Here is a 24,003-nt window from a genome sequence, read left to right as displayed (position 1 = left end):
CGGCCGATCCCCGAAATGCGGGCCGGGGCGCCGCATCTGAGGGTCAGTCTGGGAGGCGCTCTCGCCGATCGACCGGGGACGGTACCCCCGGGGCGCCTTCCGCGGAGGATTTCCATGCGTACTTCTCGTATGCGTACCACTCGTGCCCTCGCGGTCGCCGCCGCGGCCGGCGCGGTCGTCGGGCTCGGCGCCCCGGCCGCGTCCGCCTGGGCCGACCCCACCAACATCGTGGCCATGCCCAGCGTGATCCCGCGGGGCGGGCACCTGACGGTCACGGTCGACGGTTCGTCCTGCCAGGCCGGCGGCAAGATCACCTCGCACGCCTTCCCGGACACGCACCTGCACGCCATCCCCGGCGGCAGCACGTCGAGCGCCACGGCCGTCATCCACCGGCACGCCACTCCGGGGGCCTACGACATCACGGCCCACTGCGGCGGCAAGACGCTCACCCGCCCGGCCGCGTTCACGGTCATCCACGGCGGTGTGCGCGGCGGCTTCGGCGGCAGCTCGCACTCGGGGGCGACCAGCACCGACATGGCCATCGGCGGTGCCCTGGTGGCGGCCGCCGTGGTCGGCGGCGGGGTGTTCTGGATGCGCCGCCGCTCCGAGAACCGGACCTGAGCCGTTCTGCGAGACGGGTCCGAGCCGCCGGGCGCTCCGGCGCGTCCCCCTTCCGCGCCGCCCCGCCCGGCTCCCTCTCCCCGCGTCGCACGTCACGGCTTCGCCCCCGGGTCCTGGAGACGCCCGGGGGCGAAGCCGTGCCGGGGTGTCGTGCCGGAGCGGGTCAGGCGCCGTCCTCGCCGGTGCGGCGCCGTGTCCTGCGGTAGGCGACGCCGAGGGTGCCGAGGATCAGCGCGCTGCCGATGGCGATCTCGTGCAGGTCGAGTCCGCCGAGGCTGCCGCCGACTCCGGCCTTGACGCCCTTGTGGACCTGGTTCTGCCGGTGGTCCTGGTTCGGGTCGTGGCGGCCGTTGTCGTCGGGACGGCCCGTGGCGATGGTCAGGTCGGCCTTCCCGGTCTCGCCCTTGCAGGCGAACGTCACCTCGTACATCGCCCCGGGTTTGGCCTCCCAGAAGACCTGGGCCGTGGTGGACGTCTGACCCTTGGGGATGTGGGCGTCGTCGAAGATCCCTGAGGTGACCTTGGCGTCGCCGTCGCAGCCGTCGACGCTGAGCGTGACCTGGCCGCCCGCGGCGATGGTGGAAGGGGTGACGCGGAAGCCGAACGAGGTGATGTTGTTGTTCGTGTCGTCGCCCGTGACGGCCGCCGAGGCGGGCGGGATCGTGAGGGTGAGGACGGTTGCGGTGAGCAGAGCGGCCGAAGCCACGCGTATCGCGTGCATGGTGGATCCTCCGGGTCCCCGAGGAGCAGCCGCGGACCTCTTCCGCCGACGCCTGGAATGCACCTCGATGACCGGAACGCTAAGGAGGCCCCCGTGCGGTCGCGAGCGGTGTCGTGCGAACGGGGCAATCCGGTACGCCGGACAGGGGAACGGCACGGCGTGGCGCATCCGAGGGCGCCACTCGCGGTGTTCGGGCAGGAGGGACGGCTCGACTGCCGGTCGCTGGATGCGCCGCGCGGGTGCGGCCGATGAGTTCGGGCGGCGACAGGAGTCTGATGGAGGACACCCGCTCTCTGGAGGCTGCCCCATGGCTGAACCACACGTTTCGCAGAGTCGGAAGGCTCTGGAACGGGCGATCCACGTCGAGCGGTCGGCGCTCGCGCAAGACCTCGCCGAGCTGAGCGAGGCCCAGTGGGCGACCACATCGCTGTGTGAACGCTGGACCGTGGAGGAGGTCGTGGCCCATCTGACGGCAGGTGCCGGCACCGGGATGTGGCGTTGGCTGCTGAGCATGCTGGCCGCGCGGTTCGACCCCGACGTGCACAACGACCGGCGGCTCGCAGAGCACCGCGGTGCTACGCCCGAAGAGACGTTGCGGCGCTTTCGCGCAGTCGTCGCCGGGCCCGCCGGACCGACGCGACACACTCCGGCCTGGCTGGGCGAGATCGTCGTCCACAGCGGGGACATCCGCCGGCCACTGGGCCTGGTGAGGACACCCCCGGTGGCCACCACGACCGCCGTGGCCCGGTTCTTCGCCGGCCGCGATTTCACCGTCGCGAGCAACACGGCGATCGCGGGCCTGCGGGTCGAGGCCACGGACGGGCCGTTCACCACCGGCTCGGGGGATCTGCTGCGAGGGCCGACCCTCTCGCTGGTGATGGGGATGGCGGGCCGCGCGGCGGCCTGCGAGGACCTCGAGGGGGACGGTGCGGCGGTCCTGCGCGCCCGACTGCGCGCAGGTCGAAGAGCGAACTGAGGGCTGCGGGGCCCGTCTCAGGGCTGTCGCGGCGGCCATGCGTGCGGGCCGCCGCGCCACTCGACGAGGCAGGGGTCGTCCAGCGCGATGTCGGCCTCGCCCAGCCCCGCCCGGCGCAGGAACTCCTCCAGGTCGCGGTCGTCGTGCGCGACGCCGACGTCCTGCCCGCGCACGGTGATCCGCCGCCCGCCGTCGACGGCGGGCGGGTGGACGACGATCGGTGTCTGCCAGGCCATGGCACCAGAATGCGCCGGACCGGGCCGCGACGCAGCACGTTTGACGGCCAACGGGCGGGTCGCGCCCCGGCGTCTCAGCCGCCGATGCCCGGGAACAGTGCCCTGAACGGCTCCGCCGTCGCCGCGATGCCACGGCTGTAGGGGGCGTCGAAGTCCCAGATCAGGAACAGCAGGAAGGCGAACAGGGCCGAGAAGAGCCCGGCGAGCAGGAGTTCGCGCGGGGTGCGGCGGATCTGCAGCGCGAAGATCATGCCGATGGTCACCAGACCTCCGATGATCAGGCCGAACCAGACCACGCCGGGCATGGTCGCCCCGACGCTGTCCGCGCGGGCGCTGCGCGCGTCGTCCGCGGCCGCCACCTCGTCGATCAGCGGCTGGTAGGCCTGTGCCTCGAAGTCGGACTTCGGTTCGTAGTCCGTGACGTCATGGCGGATCCGGGCGAGCAGATCGGCGCCGCGGTCGGTGAGCTGCCCCTTGTCGGCCATCGCGTCCCACTCCGTGGTGACGACATGGCCGACATAGGTGTGGACATCGGCGCGGATCCGGTCCCTGATCTCGGGCGGGTAGACCCGCGCCCGCTCCGAGACCTCGTGCAGCGCCTGGGCCTCCACCCGCACGTGCTCCTGGGCCGCACCGCGCGCTTCCCAGACGCCCGCGATGGCCAGGCCGAGCACGATGGCGTAGACGACTCCGATCATCATCGTCATGTACTCGATGACGTCCGGGGTCTCCGACGCGTCGTAGTCCGCGCCGGTCCTGCGGTGGCGCAGGAGCGTCACGATGAGCACGACCCCGCAAGCGGCCACCATCGCGAGGGTGAGAACAAGCCATTCCGACATGGGGACCTCCGGCGGTCAGCGGGGACGGAGCGCGGCGACGGCGAGCACCGCGGGCGCCGTGATGAGCAGGGTGAGGGAGACGAGGGACGGGCCGCGCCGCGGCGGACGCGTGCGCGGCGGGGGGTGATACGCCGGATACGTCACGGATGGCGATGGCTTGGTTGTTCTGCCGGGAGCGGGCGGCCCCGGCGCGGGGGGCGGTTTCGGGGCGGACCTGGACGGGGTGGGCTTGGGCGTGGGCGGAGCGGGACTCGGCTTCGCTGCGGGAGCGGCCGGCGGCGGCTGCACGGCCTGCGCTTTCGGCGGGGGCGGCGGGGGCGGGGGTGCGTGCGCGGGTGGTGGCGGAGGCGGCGGCGGATGCGGGGGAGCGGGTGGCGGGGGCTTCGGCCGGTGTGTGGGGCCGGCCCAGCAGTCGCCGTCGCCCGCCACGGCGATGTTGCCGCCCGAGGAGGCGCCGCCCTGGTCGATCGAGGCGTACCCGCAGTCGGAGGCCACGGCCGTGCCGGCGGCGGCGCAGGTGCCGAGCAGCAACGTCAGCGCCAGGAGTGCCCACACGCGGGTGACCAGGGCGTATTTCGGACGCCCTGCCCGCCCGGCGACCCCTGGCAGGCTCCCCCGCCCGCCCGAACGGCACGGGGGAATCGCCTTCGGTCGCGTCGGGAGCACCCCGATGCCGCCGGTTCCGGGGCTGCCCTCCGCCTCGCGTTCGCACGCGCCGGACACCGTCGGGCCCGCCCCGCGAGCGGACGGCGGCACCTTCGAAATACGCCCTGGCGGGGATGAGGTCGGCGAGGTTCCATGCACGACCGAGATAATGGGCGCCGGCCGCTGTAGGCACGCCGGAACGCTCCCACTTCCCCCGAAGGGGGGATGTGTCGCTGCCGCGGGATTGACGCAGTGCGCCCCCTCTCGGCCGAGCGCCGCACAGTCGGCCCGGCTGCCGCGCCCGTCGGCACCGCGCGAAGAAATGCGCGGGCCCGTTGAACGCGAGGGTCTCCCCGGCCCGTATCTAGGGCCAGGTGTGACGCAATCAGGCGCCACAACACCCCAGCGGACAGCGGGAGTCACAGATGCGGCATCCAAGTGGGCGGGCCCCGCGGGCCGGGCGGAGCGCCTCGCTCGTAGCGACGGCTGCGGCCCTGCTTGCCTTGACGGCGGCGTGCGGACAGGAGCAGGGCGAGCAGTCCCCGAACGGCCAGAACGTGGGCAACGAGGCCCCGGCCAAGGGCGGCGGATACGGCGCGGGCGACGGCTACGGAGCCGACTCCGGTGCCGCCGACAAGGACGCGGCCGCCAAGGCGAAGCCGGCCGGGCAACTCGCCGTGTGGGACAGCAAGAAGCTCGGCGAGGTCGTCACCGACAGCGCGGGCCGCACGCTCTACCGCTTCGACAAGGACACCGCCCAGCCACCCCGGTCCACCTGCGACGCGGCCTGCCTCAAGACCTGGCCGGCGGTGGCCGCGAGCGGCGCCAAGGCCGCACCGGGCGTCGACGGGTCGCTGCTCGGCGAGGTCACCGCCGCCGACGGCACCAAGCAGCTCACCATCGACGGCTGGCCGGTCTACCGGTACGCGAAGGACGCCGGGCCCGGCGACGCCAAGGGCCAGGGCGTGGGCGGCACGTGGTACGCGGCGGCCCCCGACGGCAAGAAGGCCTCACCCGCGACGGCCGGAACCGCCCCCGCCGACCCCGCGGGCCTGTCCACCCGCAAGGACCCGGAACTCGGCGAGATCGTCGTGGACAAAAACGGCATGACGGTCTACCGCTTCACGAAGGACTCGGCCTGGCCGATCAAGTCCAACTGCGTCGGCGCCTGCGCCGAGAAGTGGCCCGCCGTCGCCCCCGTCGACAAGGCGGACACCGAGGGCATCAAGAAGAAGGGCTATATGACCTACGACCGCCCGGACGGCGGCAAACAGCAGACGATCGGCTGCTGGCCGCTGTACACCTTCGCGGGCGACAAGAAGCCGGGCGACACCAACGGCCAGGGGGTGGGCGGCACTTGGTACGCCGCGAGCCCCGACGGCAAGGCGGTGGGCGCGCCCAAGTAGCCCCCCACGGAAGCACGGCCGACCGGCCCGTCCCCCTCACCAGGAGGGACGGGCCGGTTCTCGGCGTGGGACAGGGCGCGTGCCAAGGGCGGTGACCGAGAACGGACGGCGGATTTCCGTTTTGACTCGCCCCCTTGGCGGACGATCAGTAGCCTCACCCTCGAACATCGGATCGCCCGCGCCACCCCCTATGCCCCTGTGCCCCCTATGCCTTGGAGTCTTGATGGAGCGTCCCGCCTGGGCCCCGCTCGGCATCGATCTCACGATGCCCAGCGTTTCCCGTATCTACGACTACTACCTGGGCGGTTCGCACAACTTCGAGGTCGACCGGGAGGCCGCCCGCAAGGCCATGGAGTACATGCCGGGCCTGCCGAAGGTCATGCAGGCCAACCGCGCCTTCATGCGCAGAGCGGTCCGCCACGCCGTCGACCGGGGCGTCACCCAGTTCCTCGACATCGGCTCCGGCATCCCCACCTTCGGCAACGTCCACGAGGTGGCGCAGGAGGCCAGCGACGAGGCGCGCGTGGTGTACGTCGATCACGACCCGGTCGCCGTCGCCCACAGCAAGGCCGTCCTCGACGGCGACGAACGCTGCGCGGTCCTCAACGCCGACCTGCGCAAGCCCCGCGACATTCTGGGCAGTTCGGAGGTGGGCTCCCTCCTCGACCTGGACCGCCCGGTGGCCCTATTGCTCGTCGCCGTCCTGCACTTCGTCGAGGACGCGTACGATCCTTGCGCGGCCGTCGCCGAGCTGAGGGACGCCCTCGCGCCCGGCAGCCTGCTCGTCCTGACCCACGCGTCGTACGAAGGGATTCCGGTTACCCCCGAGCAAGCGGGCGGGACGGTCGGTGTATACAAAGACATCCGCAATCCACTGATCATGCGCTCGCGCGAGGAGATCGCGCGGTTCTTCGAGGGGTACGACATGGTGGAACCCGGCCTGGTGCCGATGCCGCACTGGCGGCCCGACACGGCGCCCGAGGAGGAGGACCCCTACTCCTTCTCGGGGTTCGCGGGTGTGGGACAAAAGCGTTGAGCGCCGAACCGGACGGACCGGAGGGAAGACTCCGCAGGTTCGCCACCATCTGGAGCCGCGCGATCTTCCCGGTGACGGCCACCTCGCTGACCCGCCCCGAGTTCGAGCTGCAACTGGTGCCGCTGGCCCGCAGGTTGCGGGACGCCCTCCAGGAGCGGGTCTTCGACGCGGCGCAGGGCAAGGCCGTCGGCGCCGCCCTGATCGACAACCACTGCACCGACCCCGAGGCGCTCAGCCGCACCCTCGACTGCGTCGAGGCCTACCTGGTCCTGTACTGCGGCGGCGAAGGCCCCCGGGAGGAGCTGCGGGCCCGCAGCGCGCGGATCCAGCACGCGCTCGCGGCGGGCTTCGCCCAGGCGCTGCGCGAGCGCACCCGGACCGAGCAGGAGGCGATCTCCCGCGCCGCGCTCAGCGCCCGCAGTGCCGTCGCCGAAGCCCTGCACGCGAGCGAGGCACGCTTCAGGGCCGTCTTCCACGGCGCGGCCATCGGCATCGGCATCGCGGACCTGGACGGCACGATCCTGGAGGTCAACGACGCGCTGGTGCGCATGTTCGGCGGCCTGGAGAGCAACCTGCGCGGGCGCAACGCCGCGGAGTGGACCCACCCCGACGACTCGCCCCACGTATGGAAGCTGTACGAGGAGCTGGTGCGCGGCGAGCGCGAGCACTACCGCGTGGAGAAGGCCTTCTACCGCCCCGACGGCACGGTCCTGTGGACGAACCTGACCGTCTCGCTGCTGCGCGACGCGGACGGACTTCCGCAGTACCAGCTGGCGCTGATGGAGGACACCACCGAGCGGCGGCTGCTCAACCTGCGTCTGCGCTACGAGGCCACCCACGACGCCCTCACCGGGCTGCCCAACCGCACGCTGTTCTTCGAGCGCCTGGAGAAGGCCCTGGCGGCGGGGGAGAACGCCCGCTTCGGGCTCTGCTACCTCGACCTCGACGGCTTCAAGACCGTCAACGACAGCCTCGGGCACGCGGCCGGCGACCGGCTGCTCGTGGAGGTCGCCGACCGGCTCCAGTCGTGTGCCACCGCGCCCGGCGAGATGGTCGCCCGGCTCGGCGGCGACGAGTTCGTGGCGCTCACCACGGGCCCCGACACCGAGACCGAGGTCGACGAGCTGGCCGGGCGCATCATGAACGCCCTCGCCGCGCCCATCCGCGTCGAGGGCCGCGAGCTGACCGTGCGCGGCAGCATCGGCATCGTGGAGGGCCCGGCGGGGGAGCGTGGCGCGGCGGACGTGTTGCGCAGCGCCGACATCACGATGTACCGCGCCAAGTCGGCGGGCGGCAACCGCTACGAACTGGCCGACCCCGAGGCGGACGCCCGCGCCATCACCCGGCACGGCCTGACCACGGCGCTGCCCGCGGCGCTGGAGCGCGGCGAGTTCTTCATCGAGTACCAGCCGCTGGTGCACCTCGGTGACGGCAGTGTGCGCGGCGCCGAGGCGCTGGTGCGCTGGCTGCACCCGCAGCACGGCGTCATCGGGCCGGACCGGTTCATCCCGCTCGCCGAGCACACCGGCCTGATCGTGCCGCTCGGCCGCTGGGTCCTCGAGGAGTCCATGCGCCAGGCCCGCCTGTGGGAGGCGCGCACCCCGGTCGGGGCGGCCGCCGGGCCGCTGAGGGTCAACGTCAACCTCTCGCCCATGCAGCTCACCCATCCGGGCCTGGTCTCCGACACGGTCGACATTCTGGAGCGCGAGGGCCTCGAACCGGGCTCGCTCTGCCTGGAGGTCACCGAGTCCGCGCTGATAGGAGCCGACGACGACCTGCTCAAACCGCTGCGCAGGCTCGCCGAGATGGGCGTGGACATCGCGCTCGACGACTTCGGCACGGGCTACTCCAACCTCGCCAACCTGCGGCGGCTGCCGGTGAGCGTCCTCAAGCTCGACCGCTCCTTCACCCAGGGCATGCAGCACTTCCCGGCCGACCCCGTCGACCTGAAGATCGTCGAGGGCATCGTCTCGCTCGCCCACAGCCTGGACCTCGCGGTCACCGTCGAGGGCGTCGAGACGGGCGCGCAGGCCGACCAGCTGCGGGAACTGGGCTGCGACACGGCTCAGGGCTGGTACTACGCGAGGCCCGGGCCGCCGGACCAGCTGCACGACCTGGCGCTGGCGGACGCGATCAGCTGACCTCGCCGGGGGTGCTCCGGCGAGGCGCCCCCCAAAAAAGCCCTCACCCGTCCCGGGCCAGCAGCATCCGCTGGAGCTCCCGCGCCGCCCGTGGCGGGGCCACGTCACTGCGGTGCGCGAGGGCGATCGTCCGGTGCAGGCTCGGGCCGGCCAGCGGGGTCACCCGCAGGTCCGAGCCCGAGCGTTCGGCCACCATGCGCGGGACGACCGCCACGCCGAGCCCCGCCCGTACGAAGCCGAGCACCGCGTCCATCTCACCGCCCTCCACGGCGAACTCGGGCTCGAACCCCTCGGCGCGACAGGCGGCGACGGTCAGCTCCCGCAGGTCGTAGCCGTGGCGGAACATCACGAGGCGCTCACCCGCGAGATCCGCGATCCGCACGGTGGCGCCCAGCGCCCGGGCCCGCGGGGACGACACCACGACCAGGTCCTCGCGCAGCACTTCCACGGTGGTCAGCGCGGGCGCGGGACCGGGCAGCGGAAGCACCACCAGCGCCAGGTCCAGCGCGCCGCGCGCCAGCGCCCGTACGAGGTCGTGCGAGCCGCTCTCCTCGACGAGGAGCTGGATCCCAGGATGCCGGTCGTGGAAGGCGCGCAGCACCTGCGGGAGCAGCCCCGTGCACACACTGGGGGTCGCGCCGAGCCGGATGCGGCCCCGGCGCAGCCGCGCCAGCTCCTGCACCTCGATCCGGGCGGTGTCCGCGTCCGCGAGGATGCGGCGGGCCAGGGGCAGCAGCGCCTCGCCCGCGTCGGTCAGCGTGATGTTGCCGCGGGCCCGGCTGAACAGCTCCGCGCCCAGCTCCTTCTCCAGGGCCCGGATCTGCTGCGACAGCGAGGGCTGGGAGACATGGACCTTCTCCGCCGCCCGCGTGAAGTGCCGCGCCTCGGCGACCGCGACGAAGTAGTGCAGCTGCTGGAATTGCATGCCCGCACTGTACGTCCATCCATAGGTACAGGCTATTGAGATGAGCAGAACCATCTCTTGGACCGATCGGGACCTGCGGCCGTAGCGTCACGGACATGGCTCTGGCAACGCGGACGGACAAACGGCCGTCCATGACCCGCACGCTCTGGGACTCCACCGTCGGCAAGAAGACCGTCATGGCGGTCAGCGGTCTGATCATGCTGCTCTACCTGGTCGCGCACATGGTGGCCAACCTCAAGATCTTCTTCGGACCGGAGGAGATCAACCACTACGCCCAGTGGCTGCGCACCGTCGGCGCGCCGTTCATGCACCGCGAGTGGACGCTCTGGCTGATCCGCGTGGTCCTCGTCGCCGCCGTCGTCGCACACGCCACGTCCGCCTACCAGCTCAGCCGCCGCGACATCCGGGCGCGCCCCACTCCTTACGTCCACAAGCGGGCGCGGGCGAGCTTCGCGACCCGCACCATGCGCTGGGGAGGCGTCATCCTCGCCCTCTTCATCGTCTGGCACGTCCTCGACCTGACGACCGGCACCGTGCACCCGGGCGGCTACGAGCACCTGCACCCGTACCAGAACGTCATCGACACCTTCTCGACCTGGTACGGCAACGTCATCTACATCGTCGCCGTCGTCGCCCTCGGCCTGCACGTGCGGCACGGCCTGTGGAGCGCCGCGCAGACCCTCGGCGTCGGCACCGCCACCCGCGACCGCGTCCTCAAGCCCCTGGCGGGCGGCCTCGCCCTGGTGCTGACCGCCGGCTTCGTCTCCGTGCCCGTGGCCGTCATGACCGGACTGGTGAGCTGACCCATGAATCACTCCAGTGAGTACCGCGCGTACACGACCGGCGAGCCGCTCGTCGACGCCAAGGCCCCGAGCGGCCCGATCGCCGAGCGCTGGGACACCCGCCGCTTCCAGGCGAAGCTGGTCAACCCCGCCAACCGCCGCAAGCACACCGTGATCGTCGTCGGCACCGGACTGGCCGGCGGCTCCGCCGGGGCCACCCTCGCCGAACAGGGCTACCACGTCGTGCAGTTCTGCTACCAGGACTCACCGCGGCGCGCCCACTCGATCGCCGCGCAGGGCGGCATCAACGCCGCGAAGAACTACCGCAACGACGGCGACTCCGTCCACCGCCTCTTCTACGACACCGTCAAGGGCGGCGACTTCCGCGCCCGCGAGTCCAACGTGCACCGCCTCGCACAGATCTCCGTCGAGATCATCGACCAGTGCGTGGCGCAGGGCGTGCCGTTCGCCCGCGAGTACGGCGGACTGCTCGACACCCGCTCCTTCGGCGGCGTCCAGGTCTCCCGCACCTTCTACGCGCGCGGCCAGACGGGCCAGCAGCTCCTGCTCGGCGCCTATCAGGCACTCTCGCGGCAGATCGCCGCCGGCAACGTCGAGATGCACCCGCGCACCGAGATGCTGGACGTGATCGTCGTCGACGGGCGGGCCCGCGGCATCGTCGCCCGCGACCTGATCACCGGCAGGATCGACACCTACTTCGCGGACGCCGTCGTGCTGGCCACCGGCGGCTACGGCAACGTCTTCTACCTGTCGACCAACGCCATGAACTCCAACGCCACCGCCGTCTGGCGCGCCCACCGGCGCGGCGCGTACTTCGCCAATCCCTGCTTCACCCAGATCCACCCCACCTGCATCCCGCGCACCGGCGACCACCAGTCCAAGCTGACGCTGATGAGCGAGTCCCTGCGCAACGACGGCCGCATCTGGGTGCCGCGGGCCAAGGGCGACCGGCGCCCGCCCAACGAGATCCCCGAGGACGAGCGCGACTACTACCTGGAGCGGATCTACCCCTCCTTCGGCAACCTCGTGCCCCGCGACATCGCCTCGCGCGCCGCGAAGAACGTGTGCGACGAGGGCAGGGGAGTGGGCCCCGGCGGCCAGGGCGTCTACCTCGACTTCGCCGACGCCATCCGGCGGATGGGCCGGCAGAAGGTCGAGGAGAAGTACGGCAACCTCTTCGACATGTACGAGCGGATCACCGCCGAGAACCCGTACGAGGTGCCCATGCGGATCTACCCCGCCGTGCACTACACGATGGGCGGCCTGTGGGTCGACTACGACCTGCAGACCACCGTCCCCGGGCTCTTCGCCATCGGCGAGGCCAACTTCTCCGACCACGGCGCCAACCGGCTCGGCGCGAGCGCCCTCATGCAGGGCCTCGCCGACGGGTACTTCGTCCTGCCCTCCACCATCAACGACTACCTCGCCCGCAACCCGCACCAGGGCGGCATCGACGCCGAACACCCCGTCGTCCAGGAGGTGCTGGCCGACACCGAGGACCGCCTGAACCTGCTTCTCGCCGTCGACGGCGACCGCACCCCCGACTCCTTCCACCGCGAACTCGGCGAGGTGATGTGGGAGTTCTGCGGCATGGCCCGCACCGAGAGCGGCCTGCGCAAGGCCCTGGCGCGCATCCCGCGGATCCGCGAGGAGTTCTGGCGCCGCGTCAAGGTCCCCGGCACCGGCGCCGAGTTCAACCAGTCCCTGGAGAAGGCCAACCGCGTCGTCGACTACCTGGAACTCGCCGAGCTGATGTGTCTCGACGCCCTGCACCGCGCCGAGTCCTGCGGCGGCCACTTCCGGGAGGAGTCCCAGACCGCGGACGGCGAGGCCGCCCGCCGCGACGAGGAGTTCTCCTACGCCGCCGCCTGGGAGTTCACCGCCACCGGCGAGGCCCCCGTCCTGCACGAGGAAGACCTCGTCTTCGAGTACGTCCACCCCACCCAGCGGAGCTACGCATGAAGCTCACCCTGCGCGTCTGGCGCCAGAAGAACGCCGACGCCGACGGCGCGATGTCCACGTACGAGGTGGACGGCATCTCCTCGGACATGTCCTTCCTGGAGATGCTCGACACCCTCAACGAAGAGCTGATCGTCAAGGGCGAGGACCCCGTCGCCTTCGACCACGACTGCCGCGAGGGCATCTGCGGCGCCTGCTCGCTCGTCATCAACGGCGACGCGCACGGCCCCGAACGCACCACGACCTGCCAGCTCCACATGCGGTCCTTCGCCGACGGCGACACCATCGACGTCGAGCCGTGGCGCGCCGCCGCCTTCCCGGTCGTCAAGGACCTCGTGGTGGACCGCTCGGCCTTCGACCGGATCATCCAGTCCGGCGGCTACATCAGCGCCCCGACGGGCTCCGCGCCCGACGCGCACGCGACGCCCGTGCCCAAGCCGGACGCCGACGCCGCCTTCGAGCACGCCGAGTGCATCGGCTGCGGGGCGTGCGTGGCGGCCTGCCCCAACGGGTCGGCCATGCTGTTCACCTCCGCCAAGGTCAACCATCTGAACGTGCTTCCGCAGGGCGCGCCCGAGCGGGAGACCCGCGTCCTGGACATGGTGGCGCAGATGGACGAGGAGGGCTTCGGCGGCTGCACGCTGACCGGCGAGTGCGCCTCCGCCTGCCCCAAGGGCATTCCGCTGCCCTCCATCTCCGCCATGAACAAGGAGTGGCTGCGAGCCACCCGGAAGGTGCGCCGGTAGGTCTTTCGCAGGGGCCCGCGCCCTTTACGGTGCCTGGTCCAGGGCCCGGGCCAGGTACGGGGCGGTACGGCTGCCCTCCGCCCGTGCCACGTCCCTCGGCGGGCCCGCCGCGACGATCCGTCCGCCGCTGTCGCCGCCGCCCGGGCCCAGGTCGATCACCCAGTCCGCGCCCGCCACCACCGCCATGTCGTGCTCGACGACGACCACCGAGTTCCCGGCGTCGACCAGTTCGTGCAGGCGGTGCGTGAGCACCTCCACGTCGGCGGGGTGCAGGCCGGTCGTCGGTTCGTCGAGGAGGTAGAGCGTGTGGCCGCGCCGCACCCGCTGCAACTCGCCCGCCAGCTTGATCCGTTGGGCCTCGCCGCCCGACAGCTCCGTGGCCGGCTGGCCGAGCCGCAGATAGCCGAGCCCGACATCGAGGAGCGTGCGCAGACTGCGCAGCACGGGCGGGGTGTCCGCGAAGAACTCCGCGGCCGCCTCGACCGTCAGGTCGAGGACCTGGGCGATGCTCTTGCCCAGATACCTCACGTCGAGCGTCTCGGGGTTGTAGCGGGCCCCCGCGCAGTCCGGGCAGGGCGCGTACGTGCTCGGCAGGAAGAGCAGCTCGACGCTGACGAACCCCTCGCCCTGGCAGGTCTCGCACCGGCCGCCCGCCACGTTGAAGGAGAACCGCCCGACGCCGTACCCGCGCTCGCGCGCCGCGTCCGTGCCCGCGAAGATCTTGCGCACGACGTCGAAGAGGCCGGTGTACGTGGCGAGGTTGGAGCGCGGGGTGCGCCCGATCGGCCTCTGGTCGACGCGGACCAGCCGGCCGACTCCCGCCAGCTCCTCGGTGATCTCGCCGACGAGTGTGGTCTTGCCGGAACCCGAGACGCCCGTGACGGCGGTGAAGGCGCCCAGAGGCAGCTCCGCCGTCACCCCGCATACGTTGTGCCGCGTGACCGGACCGACCTTCAACCAGCCCCGGGGCGTACGACTTCGGCGTACCGGAGCCGGAGCGCGGCCGAAGAGGAAACGGGCCGTCGCGGACTCCTCGACGCCCTCCAGCTCGGCCACCGGGCCGCTGTGCAGCACCCGCCCGCCGTGCTCGCCCGCCTGCGGTCCGACGTCCACGAGCCAGTCCGCGTGCCGCACGACGTCGAGATGGTGCTCCACGACGAAGACGGTGTTCCCCGCGGCCTTGAGACGGTCCAGAACCGTCAACAGGGCCTCGGTGTCCGCCGGGTGGAGGCCGGCCGACGGTTCGTCCAGGACGTACACCACGCCGAAGAGCCCCGACCGTAGCTGCGTCGCGAGCCGCAGACGCTGGAGCTCTCCCGCCGACAGGGTGGGAGTGGCGCGGTCCGGGCTGAGATAACCGAGCCCGAGTTCGGTGACGGTCGCGATACGGGCCAGCAGATCATCGGTGAGCACGCGCGCCGTCGGGGACGAACCGGCGCCGCTCTCCAGGACGTCGGCCAGGTCCGACAGGGGCAGCGCCGCCAGCTCGGCGATCGTCCGGCCCGCGAACGTCACCGCCAGCGCCTCGGGGCGCAGCCTGCTCCCGGCGCACACCGGGCAGGGGGCGCTGGTGAGGAACCGTTCCGCCTTGGCGCGCAGCGTCCGGCTCTCGGAGTCCGAGAAGGTCTTCATCACATAGCGCCGGGCGCTCATGTACGTGCCCTGGTAAGGGCGTTGGATCCGCCCCGCCTCGCGCACCGGGTGCACGGTCACCACCGGCTGCTCGTCGGTGAACAGGATCCACTCCCGGTCGGCCGCCGGCAGCTCATGCCACGGGCGGTCCACGTCGTGGCCCAGCGCGTCCAGGACGTCACGGAGGTTCTTGCCCTGCCAGGCGCCGGGCCAGGCGGCGATCGCCCCCTCGCGGATGGACAGCGAGGGATCGGGGACCAGCAGCTCCTCGGAGGTGCGGTGCACCCGGCCCAGGCCGTGGCACTCCGGGCAGGCGCCGGCCGCCGTGTTCGGCGAGAAGGCGTCGGAGTCGAGCCGCTCGGCGCCCTCGGGGTAGCGGCCCGCACGGGAGAAGAGCATCCGCAGCGAGTTGGACAGGGTGGTGACCGTGCCGACGGAGGAGCGCGCACCCGGCGCCGACCGGCGCTGCTGGAGCGAGACCGCCGGCGGCAACCCCGTGATCTCCCCGACCTTCGGGGCGCCCACCTGGTGGATGAGACGCCGGGCGTACGGCGCGACGGATTCGAAGTAGCGCCGCTGGGCCTCGGCGTAGATCGTCCCGAAGGCGAGCGAGGACTTGCCGGACCCCGAGACGCCGGTGAAGACGGCGAGGACGTCACGCGGGATGTCCACGTCGACGCCCCGGAGGTTGTGCTCCCGGGCACCCCGGACGCGTACGTACGGGTCGTGAGGGCTGTGCATCGGCGGACTCCGTACGCGGCTCGGGGACAAACCCCACAATTTTACCTCCCCCGCGACGCCGCCCCGCGCACCCCTCGCGCGCCGGAGCCCGACCGGGTCTACCTGGGCGCCACGGGCCCTTGTTAGGGTGTGCGCTCTTGCGGCGGCGTCAGGTGGTGGGGGACATGGCTTCGGGTACGGGCACGATTCTCAAGTTCGACGAGACACGCGGTTTTGGCTTCATCGCGGCGGACGACGGGGGCGAGGACGTCTTCCTGCACACGTCGGTCTTCGCGGGCGATCCCGGGGCCCTCGTGCCCGGGGCACGCGTCGAGTTCCAGATCATCGCCAACGACCGCGGCCGCAAGGCCTTCGCGGCGCACCTCACGGACCACGTGGCGCCGACCGCGCCCGCCGTCGCGGCGCCGACGGGCGGGGACGAGGGCGTGTGCGACGTCCTGTCGCGGGCCGAGTTCACCCACGAGATCACCGAGGCCCTGCTGTCCGCCGCGCCCGACCTGACGGGCGAGCAGATCGTACGCGTCCGCGCGAGGTTGCTGGAGTTCGCCGAGAAGCGGGGTTGGGCGGACTCCTGAGCGGCCTCGCGGCCTGCGACGGCGCGGGCGGGATCCTCAGGCGGCCGGGGTCAGCCCCGCCACCTCGGCCAGGTGCCGCAAGGACCGGCTGAGCCCGGCGCGGTCGTACGTACTGGTCGTCACCAGCACCTCCTGCGCGCCGCTCTCCTTGATGACCCGCTCCAGCTCGTCGGCGACCTGCTCGGGCGTGCCGTGCACCTGGCCGCGCAGCCCCGACTCGTAGAGGTCGCGCTCCTTGTCCGTCATCGCCAGCGCCTCCACGCGCTCGGCCGGCGGCAGCGGCGGGAACGTGCCGTGCGTGCGGGAGTACGCCATCGACCAGGCCTCCGGGATCAGCAGCCGGCGGGCCTCCTCCTCGCTCCCGGCGACGGCGACCGTGCCCGCGATCATGACGTACGGCTCGGCCAGCCAGGGCGAGGGGCGGAACGCGCCGCGGTACGTCTCGATGCCGCGCAGCATCTTCCCCCGCCCCTTGATGTCCCCGATGACCAGCGGAAGCCCCGCCTCGGCCGCGATCGTCGCGCCCTCGCCGACGGCGAGCACGTACGGCGGGACCGTGAGCCCTTCCGCCGGGCGGGCGTGGACGCCGGTGCCGGAGGTGCCGCGGAACCAGGCGAGCAGCTCGCTCAGCTGGGCGGCGAAGTCCCGCGCGTCGTGCTTGTCGTGCCCCAGCGCCTTGCGGACGCCGTCCGTGAATCCGACGGAACGGCCGAGTCCCATGTCGATCCGGCCGGGGAAGAGCGACTCCAGCACCCCGAACTGCTCGGCCACCACCAGCGAGCGGTGGTTGGGCAGCATCACGCCGCCCGTGCCGACCCGGATGGTGCGGGTGGCCGCGGCGACCGCCGCGGCGAGGACCGTCGGCGCCGAGCCGGCCACCCCCGGCACGCCGTGGTGCTCGGAGACCCAGAAGCGGTGGTAGCCGAGCGCCTCGGCCTCCTGGGCCAGGCGCACGGTGTCGCGCAGGGCCTCGGACCCGTCGTGCCCCTCACGGGTGCGCGAACGGTCGAGGACGGAGAACCGGGTTGCCGCGATCACTGAGCTCACACAGGCTTCAACGCCTGACGTCCGCCGTGATTCCCGGCCGCGCTGACTACGCTGGCGCCGTGAGCGACGACAGCAGACCTCTGGCCGTGTTCGACCTCGACGGCACCCTCGCGGACACCGCGCACCGGCAGCGGTACCTGGAGCGCGCGCCCCGCGACTGGGACGCGTTCTTCGCCGCGGCGAAGAACGATCCGCCGCTGGTACGGGGCGTGGCACTGGCCCTGGACAGCGCGCGGGAGTGCGAGGTCGTCTACCTCACGGGACGCCCCGAGCGCTGCCGCACGGACACCGAGGAGTGGCTGGCCCGCCAGGGCCTGCCGCCCGGCCGCGTCTGGATGCGCCGCAATGACGACCGGCGCCCCGCCCGCCGCACGAAGCTGGAGATCCTGCGGTCCATGGCCCGCGCGCGGAAGGTGCGCGTGCTCGTGGACGACGACGAACTGGTCTGCGCCGAGGCCCGCCGCGCGGGCTTCACGGTCGTCCGGGCCGACTGGGCGAGCCCGTCGGGGGAGCTGCGGGACGCCCAGGAACGCGAGGGCCGCACCTGACCGCTCCTTCCGGCGGACAGGCGCCCGGTGCGGCGCCTACGCCTCGTCCTCCAGGCGGAAGCCGACCTTCAGCCCGACCTGGTAGTGCTGGATCTGCCCGTCCTCGATGTGTCCGCGCACCTGCGTGACCTCGAACCAGTCCAGCGAGCGCAGCGTCTGCGAGGCCCGCGCGATGCCGTTGCGGATCGCCTGGTCGACGCCCTCGTGGGAGGTGCCGACGATCTCGGTGACGCGGTAGGTGTGGTCCGACATGAGGGGATTCCTCCCGGCCGTGGGATGACGTCTTGGAAGTACGTCACTCCACCGTGCACCAGCACATGCCGACACGCGAGACGGCGTCCGTGACGAAACACCCCTTGACCGCTCCATTGGTACGGACCAAAATCCAGCCAGTACCCGTTCGAGCCATCTGCTCACCCCCCGCGTCGGGCTGCCCCTCCCTGTCCGCAGGCAGAAAGTGACCCACGTGAACCCGCACCGCCGCCCCGTCATGCCCTTGGCCCTCACCCTCTCCTGTGCCGTCCTGCTGGCCGGGTGCGGGCTGCTGCCCGGGCAGGACGAGCCGAGGACCGTCACCGTCTGGCTCATGAAGGGCAGCGCGTCCCCCGAGTTCGTCGAGCGCTTCACCGAGGAGTTCGAGAAGGAGCACGACGACATCGACCTGGACGTCGAGGTCCAGGAGTGGACGGGCATCGGCGCCAAGGTCAAACGGGCGCTGAAGGAGGAGGACGGCTCGGGGCCCGACGTCATCGAGGTCGGCAACACCCAGGTCGCGCAGTACGTCGACGAGGGCGGCCTGTACGACCTCACCCTGGAGTCCGCGCGCGACCTCGGCATGGACGACTGGCTGCCCGGACTCGCCGAGCCGGGCCGCTACGACGGCGCCCAGTACGGCATCCCCTGGTACGCGGCCAACCGCGTCGTCATCTACGACAAGGACCTCTTCGAGAAGGCGGGCATCACCCGGCCGCCGCGCACCCGCGAGGAGTGGCTCGCGGACACGGAGAAGCTCAACACCGGCGGCGACCAGGGCATCTACCTCGCGGGCCAGGACTGGTACACCCTGGCCGGATTCATCTGGGACGAGGGCGGCGACCTCGCCGAGGAGACCAAGGAGTCCTCCGGCGACTGGCGCGGTAGCCTGCACACGGGCCCCGCGCTGCGCGGCATGGCGTTCTACCAGCGCCTCCAGGCCCTCGGCCGGGGCCCGCGCGACGCCGACGAGGAGCACCCCTCGCAGGCCGGGGTGTTCGCGGGCGGCGGCGTCGCCCAGATCATCGCGGTGCCCGGCGCGGCCCGGGCCATCGAGGAGAAGAACCCCCGCCTGAAGGGCAGACTCGGCTACTTTCCGATCCCCGGCAAGAAGGCGGGCAGGCCCGGCGCGGTCTTCACCGGCGGCTCCGACCTCGTCGTGCCCGAACGCGGCGACGACCACAAGGGGGCCGTCGAGGTGATCGAGGCCCTGGCCGGCAAGAAATGGCAGACCGACCTGGCCAGGACCATGAACTACGTGCCCAACAAGGCGAAGCTGGCCCCCGCCGTCGCCGGCGAGGAGGGCGTCGCCGCGATGGCCGCCGGCGCGGCGAACGGGCGGGCGACGCCCAACTCGCCGCGCTGGGCCGCAGTCGAGGCCGACAACCCCATCAAGGCGTACATGACCGCGGTCCTGACGGGCGGCGACCCGGCCACCGAGGCCCGTGCCGCCTCCCGCGAGATCACCAGGGCGCTGAGCATCGGCGGACTGTGACCGGGGGGCCGCCCCGCGCCGCCGGTGTCACACCGGTGTGCTCAGCGACAGCGCGAAGCGGCCCCGCTCGTCCGTCCACCAGTGCGTCAGATCCAGTGCCGAGGCCGCCAGTTCGGCGCGTACGCCGTCCTGCCGGAACTTCGCGGAGATCTCCGTGCGCATCTCCTCGCCGGCGGCGAAGTCGACGGCCAGATCGAGCGCGGAGACCTTCACCGTCTGGTCGGCCGTGGAGCGCAGCCGCATCTCGATCCACTCGTGCTCGCGGTCCCAGACGGCGACATGGTCGAAGGCGGCCGGGTCGAAGTCGGCGTCCAGCTCGCGGTTGATCACCGCCAGGACGTTCTTGTTGAACGCGGCCGTCACCCCGGACCGGTCGTCGTACGCCGAGACGAGCACCGACTCGTCCTTCACCAGGTCGGTGCCGAGGAGCAGCGCGTCCCCGGGGGCCAGCAGGTCGCGCACCGAGGACAGGAACGCGGCGCGTTCGGCGGGCAGGAGATTGCCGAGCGTGCCGCCGAGGAAGGCCACCAGGCGCGGCCCGGGCGTGCCCGGCAGTGCGAGGCCCCGGGTGAAGTCGGCGATCAGGGCGTGCACGTCGAGCGAGGGCCGCTGCGCGAGCAGGGTGTTCGCCGCGCCGGTCAGCGCGCTCTCGCTGACGTCGACGGGCACGTAGGTGTGCAGGGACGTCATGGCGTCGATGAGGTGGCGGGTCTTCTCCGACGAGCCCGAGCCCAGCTCGATCAGGGTGCGGGCGCCGGTGATGTCCGCGATCTCGGCGGCACGCGAGAGCAGGATCTCCCGCTCGGCGCGCGTCGGGTAGTACTCCGGCAGGGTGGTGATCTCCTCGAAGAGGGCGCTGCCGCGCGCGTCGTAGAACCACTTGGGCGGCAGCGTCTTCACGGCGCTGGTCAGGCCGTGCAGCACGTCGGCGCGCAGGGCGGCGCCGGTCGCGTCCTCGGGCAGGGTGCGGGTCAGCAGGAACGGGCTCACGCGGGTGGCTCCTTGAGCGGTGTCAGCAGTACGTCGGTGGGGCTCGCGGCGAGCAGGGTGCGGTCGGGCACCTCGCGCCAGTGGGGATCGTCGTCGTAGGGCTCGGAGGCGACCACGGTGCCGCGACCGGGCTCGGCGCGGTACCAGAGCGTGTCGCCCCAGGCGGTCGCGGTGATCGTGTCGCCGTCGGTCAGAAGGAGGTTCAGACGGGAGGCCGGGGCGGCCTCGGCGACCTCCAGGACGGTGTCGGCCAGGGCCTGCCCCGCCGCGTCGCCGCGCCGCAGCCGGTGCAGGGCGAGAGCCCACACCAGCGCGGAGTCGCAGCGCGCCTCCATGGCGAGCAGCTCGGCGGGCGGCAGGCCCTCGGCCAGGGTGGCCAGGGACCCGGGCCAGCCCTTGACGGCGCCGTTGTGGCTGAACAGCCAGGGCCCGGCGGCGAAGGGCGCGGCCGCTGCCTCCCCGTCGGCGCCCGCCAGAGTGGCGTCGCGCACCGCGGCGAGCAGCGCCCCCGAACGGACGACCCGGGCGAGGTCGGCGAAGGACTGGTCGCCCCAGATCGGCCCCGTGCGGCGGTATCGCGCGGGCGCGGGGTCCCCGTCCGCGTACCAGCCCACCCCGAAGCCGTCGGCGTTGACCGTGCCGTACCGCTGGCGGCGCGGTGCCCACGACTGGCGGTACAGGGCGTGCGGGGGTGTCACGAGGAGGCTTTCCAGCGGCACCGGCGGACCGAGGTAGGCGATATGACGGCACATCAGAAGGCCTCCGGCGCGGCTGCCTCCGGTGCGGACGCCTCCGCGGGGCCGGCGTCCCGCGCGGTGCGGAACCCGGAGAAGATCTGCCGGCGCACCGGGTGGTCCCAGTTGCGGAACGTGCCCCGGCAGGCCACGGCGTCCACCGAGAAGGCCCCGCCGCGCAGCACCTTGTAGTCGCCGCCGAAGAACACGTCCGAGTACTCCCGGTAGGGGAAGGCGGCGAAGCCGGGATAGGGCAGGAAGTCGCTGGACGTCCACTCCCACACGTCGCCGATCAACTGCCGTACGCCCAACGGCGACGCGCCCGCCGGATAGCTGCCCGCCGGGGCCGGACGCAGGTGCCGCTGCCCGAGGTTCGCCCGCTCGGGGGTGGGGTCCTCGTCGCCCCACGGGTAGCGCAGGGAGCGGTCGGTGACCGGGTCGTAGCGGGCGGCCTTCTCCCACTCCTCCTCGCTCGGCAGGCGCCGGCCCGCCCAGCGCGCGTACGCGTCGGCCTCGTGCCAGCTCACGTGCAGCACCGGCTCGTCGGCGGGCACCGGCTCCACGGTCCCGAAGTGGCGCCGCAGCCACTGCCCGCCCTCGCGGCGCCAGAACAGCGGCGCCCGCAGGCCGTTTCGCCGGACCATGGCCCAGCCGGCCGGTGACCACCAGCGCATCTCCTCGTAGCCGCCGTCCTCGATGAAACGCTGGTACGCGGCGTTCGTCACCGGCGTGGTGTCGATGAAGAACGGCGGGACCAGGCGGCGGTGCGCGGGCCGTTCGTTGTCCAGGGCCCACGGCTCGGTGGAGGTGCCCATCGTGAACGGGCCCCCGGGAACGAGGACTTCGGCCGGCCCGGTGAAGGGTGGCGCGGGCTCGGGGTCCGGCGCGGTGAGCGCGGCGGGTCCCGAGCGCAGCTGATGCGTGATGAGCATGGTCTCGTCGTGCTGCTGCTCGTGCTGGGCGATCATGCCGAACGCGAAGCCCGCGTCGGTGAGCGCGCTGCCGTGGAACGGCGTGCTGTCCAGCACGTCAAGGGCCCGCCCCCGGACCTCGGCCGCGTAGCCGCGGGCCTCGGCGGGCGCGAGCAGCGGCAGGCTCGGCCGCTCGGCGCGGGGGTGCTCGAAGGCGTCGTAGAGCGAGTCGATCTCCGGCCGCATGGCGTCGCGGCCCGCGACCGCGCGCAGCAGCCACTGCTCCTCCTGGTTGCCGATGTGCGCGAGGTCCCAGACCAGGGGCGACATCAACGGCGAGTGCTGCGCCGTCAGTTCGGCGTCCTCGACACAGTCGGTCAGCAGGGACGTGCGGTCCCGGGCGGCGAGGAGCGCGGCGAGCGCGCGCTCGCGCAAGGCCTGCGGATCGGTGGTGGGGCCGTTCATCGTCGGGCGTCCTTCCCCGTGGCGTCGTCGTGTCCAAGTGCCTCGCCCCGGCCGTCCAGCAGGTCGTCGGCCGGGCAGCGGCCCCGCGCGACGTACTGCTCGGCGTACGCGGCGACGGCGTCCCGCACCGAGGCGTCGGCGCCCAGCCGGGGCAGCGCGTCGACGGCGGCGGCGAAGCAGACCAGGGCGGCCTCGCGCAGCTCGGCGTCGGCCGTGCCGTGGCGCGCCGCGTCCAGCCACAGCGGACTGTGCGGCGCGGCGACGGAGCCGGGCGGGCCGTCCCGTTCGGCCAGCGGCTTCACGGCCCGGTAGGCGGTCTCGGCCGCCTGCGCGTCGTCGAACAGCGCGCTCGTCACGGCGAGCGGCACGATCCAGCCGTCCTCGCCCGGCTGGGCGTCGACCATGCGCAGCTCCAGGTGGCCGCGCGGGCGTACCGGCGGGAACAGCGTCGTCAGGTGGTAGTCGAGGTCGTCGCGGGTGGGCGGCCGCGGCAGGCCCGAGCGGGTCCAGTCACGGAAGGTCAACCCCTCGGGAACGGTCCACGCCCCCTCCTCGCCCGGCGGTCTCTTCACGCACATGACCGGCGCGTCGAGGGCGTGCCGCGTCCAGGTCTCCCGCGGCTCCCCCTCCAGCGACGGGGCGCCGGACCTGCCGGGTTCGATGCCCGCCCACACGGCCTGCCGGGTGGAGCGCCAGCCGGTGGGGCGGCCCTCCTGGAGCGGCGAGTTGGCGAACGCGGCCACCAGGACCGGACCGAGGAGATGCGCCAGACGCCAGCGCCGCGCGTAGCCGAGCGGGCCCGGCTCCTCGTACCCCGCGTCCAGGCAGATCTGCACGGACGCCGTCGAGCACATCATGCGGCGCCCGGCGGGGCCGCCGCGGTCGAGGCAGGACTCCAGCGCGTCGTAGCGCGGCTCGCGCAGGAACCGCGAAGGCGGCCGCCAGGGGTCGGCGCCGATCCCGCTGAGGGTGAGGCGATGGCCGCGCAGGGTGTCGCGGACGAGGCCGAGATCGGCCCGCATGTCCGACACGCACTCCATCAGGGAAGCGGCGGGCAGCGAGCTGAGCTCCAGCTGTCCGCCGGGTTCGACGGTGAGCGACGCCTTCACGGGCAGCGCCCGCAGGGCGGCGTAGGCGGCTTCGAGACGGGCCGCGGGGACCGGCAGATGGGCCAGTCCGGGTTCGTGGACGAGCCATTCCAGTTCGACACCGGTGGTGCGGGGCGGCCCCGTCTTGAAGCAGATGCCGCGCACCAGTGCCTCCACCTCCGCCTCGGTCACCGGGTCCGGTGCCTTGGTGCGAGGTGGAGGGAGGTGCTTCGTACAGTCTCCCTCGGGCATAGGAGGATCCTTTCCTGTCGCAGGTGCTCGTCACACCCAAGACCCTTGAAGCCATCCGCACAAGAGTGCCCTTGAAGCCGTTCTCGTACCAGGAATTTCTCGTCGCCCGGCCGACATCCCCGGCTCACCGGCCGTTCACCCGCGCCACGAGGAGCGCCGGCCGCGGCCGCTCGCGAGCGGCATCGGAGCCCTCGCAGACCTGTCCGGCCCACTCCACGC

The 24,003-nt window shown here is 72.6% G+C and carries 22 protein-coding genes; 11 read left to right on the top strand and 11 right to left on the bottom strand.

Going from position 1 to position 24,003, the window contains the following annotated elements:
- Positions 1–129 precede the first annotated feature (129 nt).
- On the top strand, positions 130–621 hold the full coding sequence (locus ACZ516_RS08260) for a hypothetical protein (protein ID WP_358585091.1): 492 nt from the start codon (positions 130–132) through the stop codon (positions 619–621).
- A 163-nt stretch (positions 622–784) separates the two neighbouring features.
- Here ACZ516_RS08260 and ACZ516_RS08255 read toward each other — a convergent pair whose 3' ends face one another.
- Complete coding sequence (locus ACZ516_RS08255; protein ID WP_361086889.1) at positions 785–1,342, bottom strand: hypothetical protein; 558 nt, start codon at positions 1,340–1,342, stop codon at positions 785–787.
- Positions 1,343–1,649: 307 nt separating this feature from the next.
- Here ACZ516_RS08255 and ACZ516_RS08250 point away from each other — a divergent pair, with 307 nt between their 5' ends.
- Entirely contained in the window at positions 1,650–2,318 is a 669-nt protein-coding gene (locus tag ACZ516_RS08250; protein ID WP_469009165.1) for a maleylpyruvate isomerase family mycothiol-dependent enzyme, read from the top strand.
- 17 nt (positions 2,319–2,335) lie between these two features.
- Here the strand turns inward: ACZ516_RS08250 and ACZ516_RS08245 are convergent, their stop codons facing one another.
- On the bottom strand, positions 2,336–2,554 hold the full coding sequence (locus tag ACZ516_RS08245) for a hypothetical protein (protein WP_469009164.1): 219 nt from the start codon (positions 2,552–2,554) through the stop codon (positions 2,336–2,338).
- Between the two features lie 74 nt (positions 2,555–2,628).
- Positions 2,629–3,393 carry a bestrophin-like domain gene (locus tag ACZ516_RS08240; RefSeq protein ID WP_358590650.1) on the bottom strand — a complete coding sequence of 255 codons (765 nt, stop codon included), beginning with the start codon at positions 3,391–3,393 and terminating at the stop codon, positions 2,629–2,631.
- Positions 3,394–4,463: 1,070 nt separating this feature from the next.
- Here ACZ516_RS08240 and ACZ516_RS08235 point away from each other — a divergent pair.
- From ACZ516_RS08235 to ACZ516_RS08225, 3 genes are all read left to right on the top strand, one after another.
- The gene (locus ACZ516_RS08235; protein ID WP_469009162.1) at positions 4,464–5,444 is read left to right on the top strand and encodes an SCO0930 family lipoprotein; all 981 of its coding nucleotides are present in this window, start codon (positions 4,464–4,466) and stop codon (positions 5,442–5,444) included.
- Between the two features lie 223 nt (positions 5,445–5,667).
- Positions 5,668–6,480 carry an SAM-dependent methyltransferase gene (locus ACZ516_RS08230; RefSeq protein ID WP_361086876.1) on the top strand — a complete coding sequence of 271 codons (813 nt, stop codon included), beginning with the start codon at positions 5,668–5,670 and terminating at the stop codon, positions 6,478–6,480.
- The gene (locus ACZ516_RS08225; RefSeq protein WP_469009161.1) at positions 6,477–8,621 is read left to right on the top strand and encodes a putative bifunctional diguanylate cyclase/phosphodiesterase; all 2,145 of its coding nucleotides are present in this window, start codon (positions 6,477–6,479) and stop codon (positions 8,619–8,621) included. The genes ACZ516_RS08230 and ACZ516_RS08225 overlap by 4 nt, the downstream gene beginning before the upstream one ends.
- 43 nt (positions 8,622–8,664) lie before the next feature.
- On the opposite strand, the gene ACZ516_RS08220 is transcribed toward ACZ516_RS08225, so the two are convergent.
- Positions 8,665–9,546, bottom strand: coding sequence for a LysR family transcriptional regulator (locus tag ACZ516_RS08220; protein ID WP_361086870.1), 882 nt, complete (start codon positions 9,544–9,546; stop codon positions 8,665–8,667).
- A 95-nt stretch (positions 9,547–9,641) separates the two neighbouring features.
- On the opposite strand from ACZ516_RS08220, the gene ACZ516_RS08215 reads away from it, so the two are divergent.
- Genes ACZ516_RS08215 through ACZ516_RS08205 form a run of 3 tightly spaced genes read left to right on the top strand, consistent with a single transcriptional unit; the run spans position 9,642 to position 13,054 of the window.
- Positions 9,642–10,349, top strand: a complete 708-nt coding sequence (locus ACZ516_RS08215) for a succinate dehydrogenase (protein WP_361086867.1) — start codon at positions 9,642–9,644, stop codon at positions 10,347–10,349.
- Positions 10,350–10,352: 3 nt separating this feature from the next.
- On the top strand, positions 10,353–12,311 hold the full coding sequence (locus ACZ516_RS08210; protein WP_469009159.1) for a fumarate reductase/succinate dehydrogenase flavoprotein subunit: 1,959 nt from the start codon (positions 10,353–10,355) through the stop codon (positions 12,309–12,311).
- Positions 12,308–13,054: a succinate dehydrogenase/fumarate reductase iron-sulfur subunit gene (locus ACZ516_RS08205; protein ID WP_361086861.1), complete on the top strand. Its 747-nt coding sequence runs from the start codon at positions 12,308–12,310 to the stop codon at positions 13,052–13,054. The genes ACZ516_RS08210 and ACZ516_RS08205 overlap by 4 nt, the downstream gene beginning before the upstream one ends.
- Before the next feature lie 24 nt (positions 13,055–13,078).
- On the opposite strand, the gene ACZ516_RS08200 is transcribed toward ACZ516_RS08205, so the two are convergent.
- Positions 13,079–15,427 (bottom strand): ATP-binding cassette domain-containing protein, encoded by a 2,349-nt coding sequence (locus ACZ516_RS08200; RefSeq protein ID WP_469009158.1) that lies wholly within the window; start codon positions 15,425–15,427, stop codon positions 13,079–13,081.
- Positions 15,428–15,591: 164 nt separating this feature from the next.
- Between ACZ516_RS08200 and ACZ516_RS08195 the strand changes: the two genes are divergently transcribed.
- The gene (locus tag ACZ516_RS08195; RefSeq protein ID WP_469009156.1) at positions 15,592–16,002 is read left to right on the top strand and encodes a cold shock domain-containing protein; all 411 of its coding nucleotides are present in this window, start codon (positions 15,592–15,594) and stop codon (positions 16,000–16,002) included.
- A 36-nt stretch (positions 16,003–16,038) separates the two neighbouring features.
- Here the strand turns inward: ACZ516_RS08195 and ACZ516_RS08190 are convergent, their stop codons facing one another.
- Positions 16,039–17,049, bottom strand: a complete 1,011-nt coding sequence (locus tag ACZ516_RS08190; RefSeq protein ID WP_358586925.1) for an LLM class flavin-dependent oxidoreductase — start codon at positions 17,047–17,049, stop codon at positions 16,039–16,041.
- Positions 17,050–17,108: 59 nt separating this feature from the next.
- Between ACZ516_RS08190 and ACZ516_RS08185 the strand changes: the two genes are divergently transcribed.
- Positions 17,109–17,597 carry a phosphatase domain-containing protein gene (locus ACZ516_RS08185; RefSeq protein ID WP_469009154.1) on the top strand — a complete coding sequence of 163 codons (489 nt, stop codon included), beginning with the start codon at positions 17,109–17,111 and terminating at the stop codon, positions 17,595–17,597.
- A 36-nt stretch (positions 17,598–17,633) separates the two neighbouring features.
- On the opposite strand, the gene ACZ516_RS08180 is transcribed toward ACZ516_RS08185, so the two are convergent.
- A complete protein-coding gene (locus tag ACZ516_RS08180) occupies positions 17,634–17,849 on the bottom strand; it encodes a dodecin (protein WP_358586921.1) in 216 nt (71 codons plus the stop codon).
- A gap of 238 nt (positions 17,850–18,087) precedes the next feature.
- On the opposite strand from ACZ516_RS08180, the gene ACZ516_RS08175 reads away from it, so the two are divergent.
- On the top strand, positions 18,088–19,344 hold the full coding sequence (locus ACZ516_RS08175) for an extracellular solute-binding protein (protein ID WP_361086943.1): 1,257 nt from the start codon (positions 18,088–18,090) through the stop codon (positions 19,342–19,344).
- Positions 19,345–19,371: 27 nt separating this feature from the next.
- Here the strand turns inward: ACZ516_RS08175 and egtD are convergent, their stop codons facing one another.
- From egtD to egtA, 4 genes are read right to left on the bottom strand one after another with little or no spacing between them, the layout of a single operon-like run.
- Entirely contained in the window at positions 19,372–20,334 is a 963-nt protein-coding gene (gene egtD, locus ACZ516_RS08170) for an L-histidine N(alpha)-methyltransferase (RefSeq protein WP_469009153.1), read from the bottom strand.
- Positions 20,331–21,086: an ergothioneine biosynthesis protein EgtC gene (egtC, locus tag ACZ516_RS08165; RefSeq protein WP_469009151.1), complete on the bottom strand. Its 756-nt coding sequence runs from the start codon at positions 21,084–21,086 to the stop codon at positions 20,331–20,333. Before egtC ends, egtD begins: the two co-directional genes overlap by 4 nt.
- On the bottom strand, positions 21,086–22,444 hold the full coding sequence (gene egtB, locus ACZ516_RS08160) for an ergothioneine biosynthesis protein EgtB (protein ID WP_361086843.1): 1,359 nt from the start codon (positions 22,442–22,444) through the stop codon (positions 21,086–21,088). The genes egtC and egtB overlap by 1 nt, the downstream gene beginning before the upstream one ends.
- Positions 22,441–23,784 carry an ergothioneine biosynthesis glutamate--cysteine ligase EgtA gene (egtA, locus tag ACZ516_RS08155; RefSeq protein WP_361086840.1) on the bottom strand — a complete coding sequence of 448 codons (1,344 nt, stop codon included), beginning with the start codon at positions 23,782–23,784 and terminating at the stop codon, positions 22,441–22,443. Before egtA ends, egtB begins: the two co-directional genes overlap by 4 nt.
- Positions 23,785–24,003 lie beyond the last annotated feature (219 nt).

Source organism: Streptomyces sp. NPDC034037 (assembly GCF_055575715.1).
Note: the sequence above shows the minus strand (reverse complement) of the source record. Positions and strands in the feature narration are given on the sequence as shown.

Excerpts from the sequence above, each read along its gene's own strand:
- ACZ516_RS08235 (WP_469009162.1), top strand. The coding sequence starts at position 4,464 with ATGCGGCATCCAAGTGGGCGGGCCCCGCGGGCCGGGCGGAGCGCCTCG.
- ACZ516_RS08215 (WP_361086867.1), top strand. The coding sequence starts at position 9,642 with ATGGCTCTGGCAACGCGGACGGACAAACGGCCGTCCATGACCCGCACG.
- ACZ516_RS08200 (WP_469009158.1), bottom strand. The coding sequence starts at position 15,427 with ATGCACAGCCCTCACGACCCGTACGTACGCGTCCGGGGTGCCCGGGAG.
- ACZ516_RS08230 (WP_361086876.1), top strand. The coding sequence starts at position 5,668 with ATGGAGCGTCCCGCCTGGGCCCCGCTCGGCATCGATCTCACGATGCCC.
- ACZ516_RS08240 (WP_358590650.1), bottom strand. The coding sequence starts at position 3,393 with ATGTCGGAATGGCTTGTTCTCACCCTCGCGATGGTGGCCGCTTGCGGG.
- ACZ516_RS08195 (WP_469009156.1), top strand. The coding sequence starts at position 15,592 with ATGGCTTCGGGTACGGGCACGATTCTCAAGTTCGACGAGACACGCGGT.
- ACZ516_RS08205 (WP_361086861.1), top strand. The coding sequence starts at position 12,308 with ATGAAGCTCACCCTGCGCGTCTGGCGCCAGAAGAACGCCGACGCCGAC.
- ACZ516_RS08220 (WP_361086870.1), bottom strand. The coding sequence starts at position 9,546 with ATGCAATTCCAGCAGCTGCACTACTTCGTCGCGGTCGCCGAGGCGCGG.
- ACZ516_RS08250 (WP_469009165.1), top strand. The coding sequence starts at position 1,650 with ATGGCTGAACCACACGTTTCGCAGAGTCGGAAGGCTCTGGAACGGGCG.
- ACZ516_RS08260 (WP_358585091.1), top strand. The coding sequence starts at position 130 with ATGCGTACCACTCGTGCCCTCGCGGTCGCCGCCGCGGCCGGCGCGGTC.
- egtB (WP_361086843.1), bottom strand. The coding sequence starts at position 22,444 with ATGAACGGCCCCACCACCGATCCGCAGGCCTTGCGCGAGCGCGCGCTC.
- ACZ516_RS08175 (WP_361086943.1), top strand. The coding sequence starts at position 18,088 with ATGCCCTTGGCCCTCACCCTCTCCTGTGCCGTCCTGCTGGCCGGGTGC.
- ACZ516_RS08255 (WP_361086889.1), bottom strand. The coding sequence starts at position 1,342 with ATGCACGCGATACGCGTGGCTTCGGCCGCTCTGCTCACCGCAACCGTC.
- egtC (WP_469009151.1), bottom strand. The coding sequence starts at position 21,086 with ATGTGCCGTCATATCGCCTACCTCGGTCCGCCGGTGCCGCTGGAAAGC.
- ACZ516_RS08245 (WP_469009164.1), bottom strand. The coding sequence starts at position 2,554 with ATGGCCTGGCAGACACCGATCGTCGTCCACCCGCCCGCCGTCGACGGC.
- ACZ516_RS08210 (WP_469009159.1), top strand. The coding sequence starts at position 10,353 with ATGAATCACTCCAGTGAGTACCGCGCGTACACGACCGGCGAGCCGCTC.
- egtA (WP_361086840.1), bottom strand. The coding sequence starts at position 23,784 with ATGCCCGAGGGAGACTGTACGAAGCACCTCCCTCCACCTCGCACCAAG.
- ACZ516_RS08180 (WP_358586921.1), bottom strand. The coding sequence starts at position 17,849 with ATGTCGGACCACACCTACCGCGTCACCGAGATCGTCGGCACCTCCCAC.